General features: G+C 61.1%; 7 protein-coding genes. 5 read left to right on the plus strand and 2 right to left on the minus strand.

The window, feature by feature from the left end:
- Together VEJ16_11815 and VEJ16_11820 are read left to right on the plus strand one after the other, a co-directional pair.
- Positions 1-604 (plus strand): TCP-1/cpn60 chaperonin family protein (locus VEJ16_11815; GenBank protein HYB10349.1); only part of this gene is annotated, 604 nt, incomplete at its 5' end.
- A gap of 103 nt (positions 605-707) precedes the next feature.
- The gene (locus VEJ16_11820; protein HYB10350.1) at positions 708-1,514 is read left to right on the plus strand and encodes an inositol monophosphatase family protein; all 807 of its coding nucleotides are present in this window, start codon (positions 708-710) and stop codon (positions 1,512-1,514) included.
- On the opposite strand, the gene VEJ16_11825 is transcribed toward VEJ16_11820, so the two are convergent.
- Both VEJ16_11825 and mazG read right to left on the minus strand, forming a co-directional pair.
- Entirely contained in the window at positions 1,511-2,281 is a 771-nt protein-coding gene (locus VEJ16_11825) for an SDR family oxidoreductase (GenBank protein HYB10351.1), read from the minus strand. The genes VEJ16_11820 and VEJ16_11825 overlap by 4 nt on opposite strands.
- Before the next feature lie 34 nt (positions 2,282-2,315).
- Entirely contained in the window at positions 2,316-3,194 is an 879-nt protein-coding gene (gene mazG, locus VEJ16_11830; GenBank protein ID HYB10352.1) for a nucleoside triphosphate pyrophosphohydrolase, read from the minus strand.
- A gap of 191 nt (positions 3,195-3,385) precedes the next feature.
- On the opposite strand from mazG, the gene VEJ16_11835 reads away from it, so the two are divergent.
- The 3 genes from VEJ16_11835 to VEJ16_11845 form a co-directional block, all read left to right on the plus strand.
- Positions 3,386-4,291: a hypothetical protein gene (locus VEJ16_11835; GenBank protein HYB10353.1), complete on the plus strand. Its 906-nt coding sequence runs from the start codon at positions 3,386-3,388 to the stop codon at positions 4,289-4,291.
- A 354-nt stretch (positions 4,292-4,645) separates the two neighbouring features.
- Positions 4,646-4,867: a DUF2282 domain-containing protein gene (locus VEJ16_11840; protein ID HYB10354.1), complete on the plus strand. Its 222-nt coding sequence runs from the start codon at positions 4,646-4,648 to the stop codon at positions 4,865-4,867.
- 79 nt (positions 4,868-4,946) lie between these two features.
- The coding region (locus VEJ16_11845; GenBank protein HYB10355.1) for a hypothetical protein at positions 4,947-6,120 on the plus strand (1,174 nt) is incomplete at its 3' end.

The raw sequence follows: 6,120 nt of genomic DNA on the forward strand, positions 1-6,120 counted from the left end.
CGCGCAGATCGAAGAGACCACGTCCGACTACGACCGCGAGAAGCTGCAGGAGCGGTTGGCGAAACTCGCCGGCGGTGTTGCGGTCATTCGCGTCGGCGGCGCTACCGAGGTCGAGGTGAAGGAGCGCAAGGATCGCGTCGATGACGCGATGCACGCGACCCGTGCCGCGGTCGAGGAAGGGGTCGTCGTCGGCGGCGGTGTGGCACTTCTCTACGCCTCGAAGTCGCTTTCGAAACTCCAGGGTGCGAATGAAGATCAGCGTCACGGCGTGGAAATCGTTCGCAAGGCTCTCCAGTCGCCGATCCGCCAGATCGTCGAGAACTCCGGCGCTGACGGTTCGATCATCGTCGGTAAGCTCTTGGAGGCCAAAGACGCAAATCTCGGCTACGACGCGCAAAACGATAAATATGTCGACATGTTCAAGGCGGGCATCATCGATCCGACCAAGGTAGTGCGCACAGCCCTTCAGGATGCGGCATCGATCGCGGGGCTATTGATCACGACGGAAGCGATGGTCGCCGACAGGCCCGAGAAGAAAGAACCGGCCGGTCATGCCCATGGCGATATGGGCGGCATGGGAGGGATGGGCGGCATGGGATTCTGAGCCCGACCGCACGCCTTTCGGAATATGGGGGAGGGGGCCACGCAGCGTGGCCCCCTTTTTCTTGTCGGCGACCCATTGGCGTGGATTGTGCTAGTGAATCGCCATGACCGTTTCCGTCGAACTCGATCGCATCGCCGAATACATCCGCGAGATCGCGGCCGTGGAAATCATGCCGCGCTTCAGGAAGCTCGCGAAAAGCGACATCAAGCACAAAGGTGACTGGGGCGATTTCGCGACGACGGCGGATCTCGAAGCGGAGCGCGCGCTTGGCGTTTGGCTCAAGGACCGCCTTCCCGGGTCGCGGGTCGTCGGCGAGGAGGCGGCTGCGAAATCGCCGGAGCTACTCGACCTGATTGCGGGTGAAACACCTGTCTGGATCGTCGATCCGCTCGACGGTACGCACAATTTCGCTGACGGCATTGAGCATTTCTGCGTGATCCTCGCGCTGACCCAGGCCGGCGAAACGCGAGCGGCGTGGATTCACGATCCGATCGCCGACCGAACGGTCGTGGCTGAGCGTGGTGGGGGCACATGGGAGGCTGGAAAGCAGCTTCGCGTGGCGGCACCGGCTGCCATCGCCGAAATGCGCGGCGCCATTTATGCCAAAGCCGGCCGCCCCGGCGTTTCACAAAACCTGGAATCGGTACGAGGGAAATTCGCCGCAACCGTCAATCGGCGCTGTGCTGGCTGCGAATACCTTTCCCTTGCGCGCGGCGAGAGCCATTTCACGCTTTTCAGCCGCCTGTTCCCCTGGGACCATGCGGGCGGCGCCCTCATTCACGCGGAAGCCGGCGGCTACAATGCCTGCTGGGATGGAACACCCTACCGTCCGACCCGGCATGCGGGGGGCATATTGCTTGCCCCCGACGCGCCGAGCTGGCGCGCCATCGCGGCACTCACCCTCGCTTAGCTTGTTGCCCGTTTTACGCCAAACGGCCCGAATGCCTGGGCGACAGGCATCAGTTCGAGGGTGTTGACGTTGAAGTGCCAAGGGCGAGACGTGCACCAGGCGATCGCATCGGCGATATCGTCGGCGGTCAGCGGCTGCATGCCGGCGTAAACCTGTTTGGCCTTCGACTTGTCGCCCTTGAAGCGCACTTCAGCGAATTCCGTCTCGACCATCCCGGGCTCGATGCAAGTGACCCGTATCTTGGTGCCGAGGAGATCGGCGCGCAATGCGAGGGAGAACTGATGCACGAAGGCCTTGGTGCCGCAATAGACATTGCCGCCGGGATAAGGATAGGTGCCGGCGACCGAGCCCATTTGCACGATGTGCCCGCGATCCCGTGCGACCATGCCCGGGAGGACGGCGCGCGTGACGTAGAGGAGCCCCTTTACGTTGGTGTCGACCATGCCCTCCCAATCCGAGATCGCGACCTGGTGGGCAGGCTCGAGCCCGAGCGCCAGTCCGGCGTTGTTGAGGAGCACGTCGATGGCCGAGAATTCGGCCGGAAGCGATGAGATCGCCTCGTCGACCGCGGCCTTCTCCCTGACGTCGAGAGCGATTGCATGGACCTTGGCAGGCGAATTGCTCTCAAGCTCGCGCTTCAATTCCATGAGCCGGTCGGTGCGGCGCCCAGCCAGCACGAGGCGCTTACCCTCATGGGCGAATCGCCTCGCACAAGCCGCCCCTATTCCGGATGAGGCGCCCGTGATGAAAACAGTCGCAACGGTCATGATCATCCTTTCGCGATTGAGATATCCCAATAGGTTATCGTTTGTCTTTCGTGCGATTGCCGAGCTTTGCCTTCTGGCGCTTTCCCACTGGTACGGCGCCTACCCGATCCGACTCCGCCGACTTTGCCGCGTCCCACAGCGCGTCCATTTCGGCGAGCGTCGATTGTCGCGGCGTCCGACCGCGTTCGGCGAGGAGTGCTTCAACCCGCCGAAAGCGACGCTCAAATTTTGCGTTGGCCGCGCGCATTGCCGACTCAGGATCGATCGACAATCGGCGCGCCAAATTGACCGCCGCGAAGAGCAGATCGCCGAGTTCGTCTTCGAGGCGATGGCGTGGTGCGCCCTTCGTGATTTCGTCCTTGAGTTCGCGGATCTCTTCCTCGATTTTCTCCAGAATTGGAACAACGGCATCCCAATCGAACCCGACGTTTGCAGCACGGCGTTGAAGCTTCATTGCACGGAGGAGGGCGGGGAGGGCGAGCGGCACGCCCGCCAGCGCACTTTCGGCTGGAGCACCTTCGCGAACGGCCTTTTCGGCGCGCTCGTTCGCCTTGTGGGTCTCCCAAGCCGTGCGTTGAGCCTCAGCATCGGCGATCCTGTCCTCGCCGAATACGTGAGGATGCCGTCGTATCATCTTGTCGCAGATTGAACTTGCAACGGATTGAAAATCGAACCGGCCGGCTTCTTCGGCCATGCGGGCATGGAACACGACCTGAAGCAAAAGGTCGCCTAACTCGTCCCTGAGACCGTCGAAATCCCGACGCGCGATCGCGTCGGCGACTTCATAGGCTTCCTCGATCGTATACGGGGCGATCGTGTCGAAATTCTGTTCGACGTCCCATGGGCACCCGCGGACCGGATCGCGCAAGCGCGCCATGATATCGATGAGCCGGTTGATGCTGCGTTGGGACATGGAGGTCGGCTCTGGGGTTCACGGCCGCGGGATAAAACCTAGCGCGCGGGCGAGAGACTCATAGCGTAGGGAAAGAAGATCGGGAAGTATTCAAGCAATCAATATGACACGGAAGTCATTTTACGCCCTGGATTCGCCCCGATAGCATCTTAAATTGGGATGGAAAGACGGGTGATACGAGTGCGCGGCCGATGTCCAGATTTGCAATTTCCGCCGAATTAGCGATTGCGGCTGGGTTCGCCTTGTTATTGGCGATACCGGCCTCGGCGCAGCAGGCGGATTCGGCCGGCACACCGCAAGTTCTCCGCGGCGGCGTACAGGCTGCATGCGGTCCGGGTGCCGCACAGCCATGCGGCGAGACGGTGCAGCCTGTACAGCCTCCAGGGGGACAGTCCCAAGCCGGAACGGGCAGCATCGGCCAATCCGGCGCAGGCCCGCCCGGTGCCGTTTCAAATGGCGCTGGACCTCCAGGTCCTCAATGTCAGGACAATACGGTGCCGGTCACGATCGACGGCAAGACCGTGCAGGCGGTGGCGCACGCTTGCCTTCAGCCCGACGGAACTTGGCAAATTACCCAGGAAACACCCGGCTTGCCGTCACAGGTGTATGTCGTCGGCAATCAGCCGCCGCCAGCACCGCCCGCTGGCGCGCAGCCGCAAGGGCAATTCCCGCAACAAGAACCCTCGGGCGCTGCCGGCGGCCAGACCGGCGCAAACACCCAGCCGGTGTGCCGCGACTATATCGTTCCCGTGACCATCGACGGAAAGTCCGTGCAAGCGACAGGGCATGCCTGTTTGCAGCCCGATGGCAGCTGGCTGGTCACCCAGGAAACGCCGGGATTGCCGGCCCAAACCTACACGGTTCCACCGCCGAATTACTCGCCAGTGCCTTATCCGATGGCCGAGTATCCATACGGCAACGCCTACGACTACCCGTATCCGCCATATTATCCCTACTGGGCATACGATCCGTGGTTCTACGGGCCGCCATTCTGGTTCGGCGGCTTTCTATTCGTGCACGATTTTCACCGGTTTCACCATTTCCACCAATTTCGTCAATTCCACCCCAACCAAGGCACTTTCCCGCATCACCATTGAGCAGTGGAGGTTCAGGGGCTTCCTGGGAGTGTAAGCTCAGCGCCCGGGCAGCCTTTGCCGGAAGCCATAGGCTGTTGAATAAGCTCATAATTCCACGCGATTTGTGTTTCCATGGATATTTTCCATAATACATATTATGCGACTTTTTTATGTTCGATTTTTGCTCGAATCAACGGCCCCCGCCAGCCCGAACCGGACCCCGCCGCATTTCTTACGGCCCCAAGCGCCGCAACCTCCCCGCCAAGCATGAAGCTGGGTTATTCTTGGCCGGACCCAGACCGATCAATGGCAAGAGGAGTTCGCACCATGAGAACTGCTGTGCTCGCCGCCGTGGCGGCCACCGCTGCGATTACGATGCCGTCGCTCACGAATGCGGGCCCCGCTCCGGCACCGACAATACAGTCCGAAAAGTGCTATGGCGTTAATGCCGCCGGCGGCAATGACTGCGCTGCGGCCGGTAGCCACTCCTGTGCCGGCGAGGCGAAGACCGCACGAGATCCGAAATCTTGGATCTACGTTCCCGCGGGGACGTGTCAAAAAATCGATGGCGGGAGCACGACGCCCAAACAGGCGTAGCGGCTTCCCCGCGGTTTCGTTTCTAACGGTCCTTTTGGGCGGTACATAATCGACCTTCGATGGCGCGTCGGGGCTTGGCTTGCGCATTGCCCGCAAATTACAGATTTCGATAAGGGCCGGTCTCAGCATCGGCGTCGTCGCGGTCGTGGTCTTGACGGCCGCGATCGTCCATGTCCCGTGGACGCTGACCTCGGAATCCAACGTCGCTGAACTGAACGCCCGGCTCAATTCACTGGTCATCAACAGTATCGCTGAAAAAGTGGATCGCCTTCTAGATGATGCGGTTGCGGTGCGCCAAGCCATCGGGACGAATCTCGTCAACAGCAGCGATGACTTGGACGACGTGGCTCGGCGACAATTCCTTTTCCTGTCGTTCTTGGAAAGTCAGCCGAGCCTGACCGCAATCGAATTCGGCCAGCCCGACAATCATGCCTTCCTGGTCCTCCGTTCCCTGGATGGAATGATCCGTATCGAGGAAACGATTCCCGACGGCACACAAGCGAGGCGGATAACCGACCGGTATCGCCTCGACGATACCGGCAGTTTCATTTTCGAGCATCGGGAAAAGGCCCCAAGCGACTACATGGTGACCCAGCAGCTTTGGTTCCTGACCGCTTTCGACAAGGATCGCCCGGCATGGAGTAATATTTATCGATTGCCGGCAACGGGTAATTTCGGGGTTACGACGTCGAGCCCTGTGGAGCGGAACGGCGAGCTTCTGGGTGCCGTCGGCGTGTCGATTTCGCTCGTGCGCCTCTCCGCATTCCTCGATGCCATCGACGTGAGCCCCCATGGCATGGTGTTCCTCACCAACACCTATGACGAGTTGGTCGCGGTCCAAAGCCGCATGCTCACGGCGATAGGTGGCATGGCCCCCTCGCCCAACATTCTCAAGCTCGAGGCGATTGACCTCCCTGCGGTGCGCGTCGCCGTGGCCGCATTGAAGGCAAACGATGCCGAGCTCCAGTCGATCGACAAGGGCCGCCAATTCACGTTTCGCGATTCCGCCACGGGCGGGACGTTTTTCGTGACCTTATCGCCCCTCGCCCAGATGGGACTGATCGCGTGCGTGGTTATACCCGAGCGGGACATCCTTGGCCGCATCGACCGCAACACGGAGATGCTTCTGATTGCGCTCGGCACCTTCATCTTGCTTATCGGATTTGCGGCGACGTTCACGGCGCGCCGCACGATCGGCCGGCCCCTTGCGCGCGTCACCGAAAATCTCAAGCAGCTCGAAAACTTTCAGCTGG

This window comes from Alphaproteobacteria bacterium (genome assembly GCA_035625915.1).
Taxonomy (GTDB): domain Bacteria; phylum Pseudomonadota; class Alphaproteobacteria; order JACZXZ01; family JACZXZ01; genus DATDHA01.

Excerpts from the sequence above, each read along its gene's own strand:
- mazG (HYB10352.1), bottom strand. The coding sequence starts at position 3,194 with ATGTCCCAACGCAGCATCAACCGGCTCATCGATATCATGGCGCGCTTG.
- VEJ16_11835 (HYB10353.1), top strand. The coding sequence starts at position 3,386 with ATGTCCAGATTTGCAATTTCCGCCGAATTAGCGATTGCGGCTGGGTTC.
- VEJ16_11840 (HYB10354.1), top strand. The coding sequence starts at position 4,646 with ATGCCGTCGCTCACGAATGCGGGCCCCGCTCCGGCACCGACAATACAG.
- VEJ16_11825 (HYB10351.1), bottom strand. The coding sequence starts at position 2,281 with ATGACCGTTGCGACTGTTTTCATCACGGGCGCCTCATCCGGAATAGGG.
- VEJ16_11820 (HYB10350.1), top strand. The coding sequence starts at position 708 with ATGACCGTTTCCGTCGAACTCGATCGCATCGCCGAATACATCCGCGAG.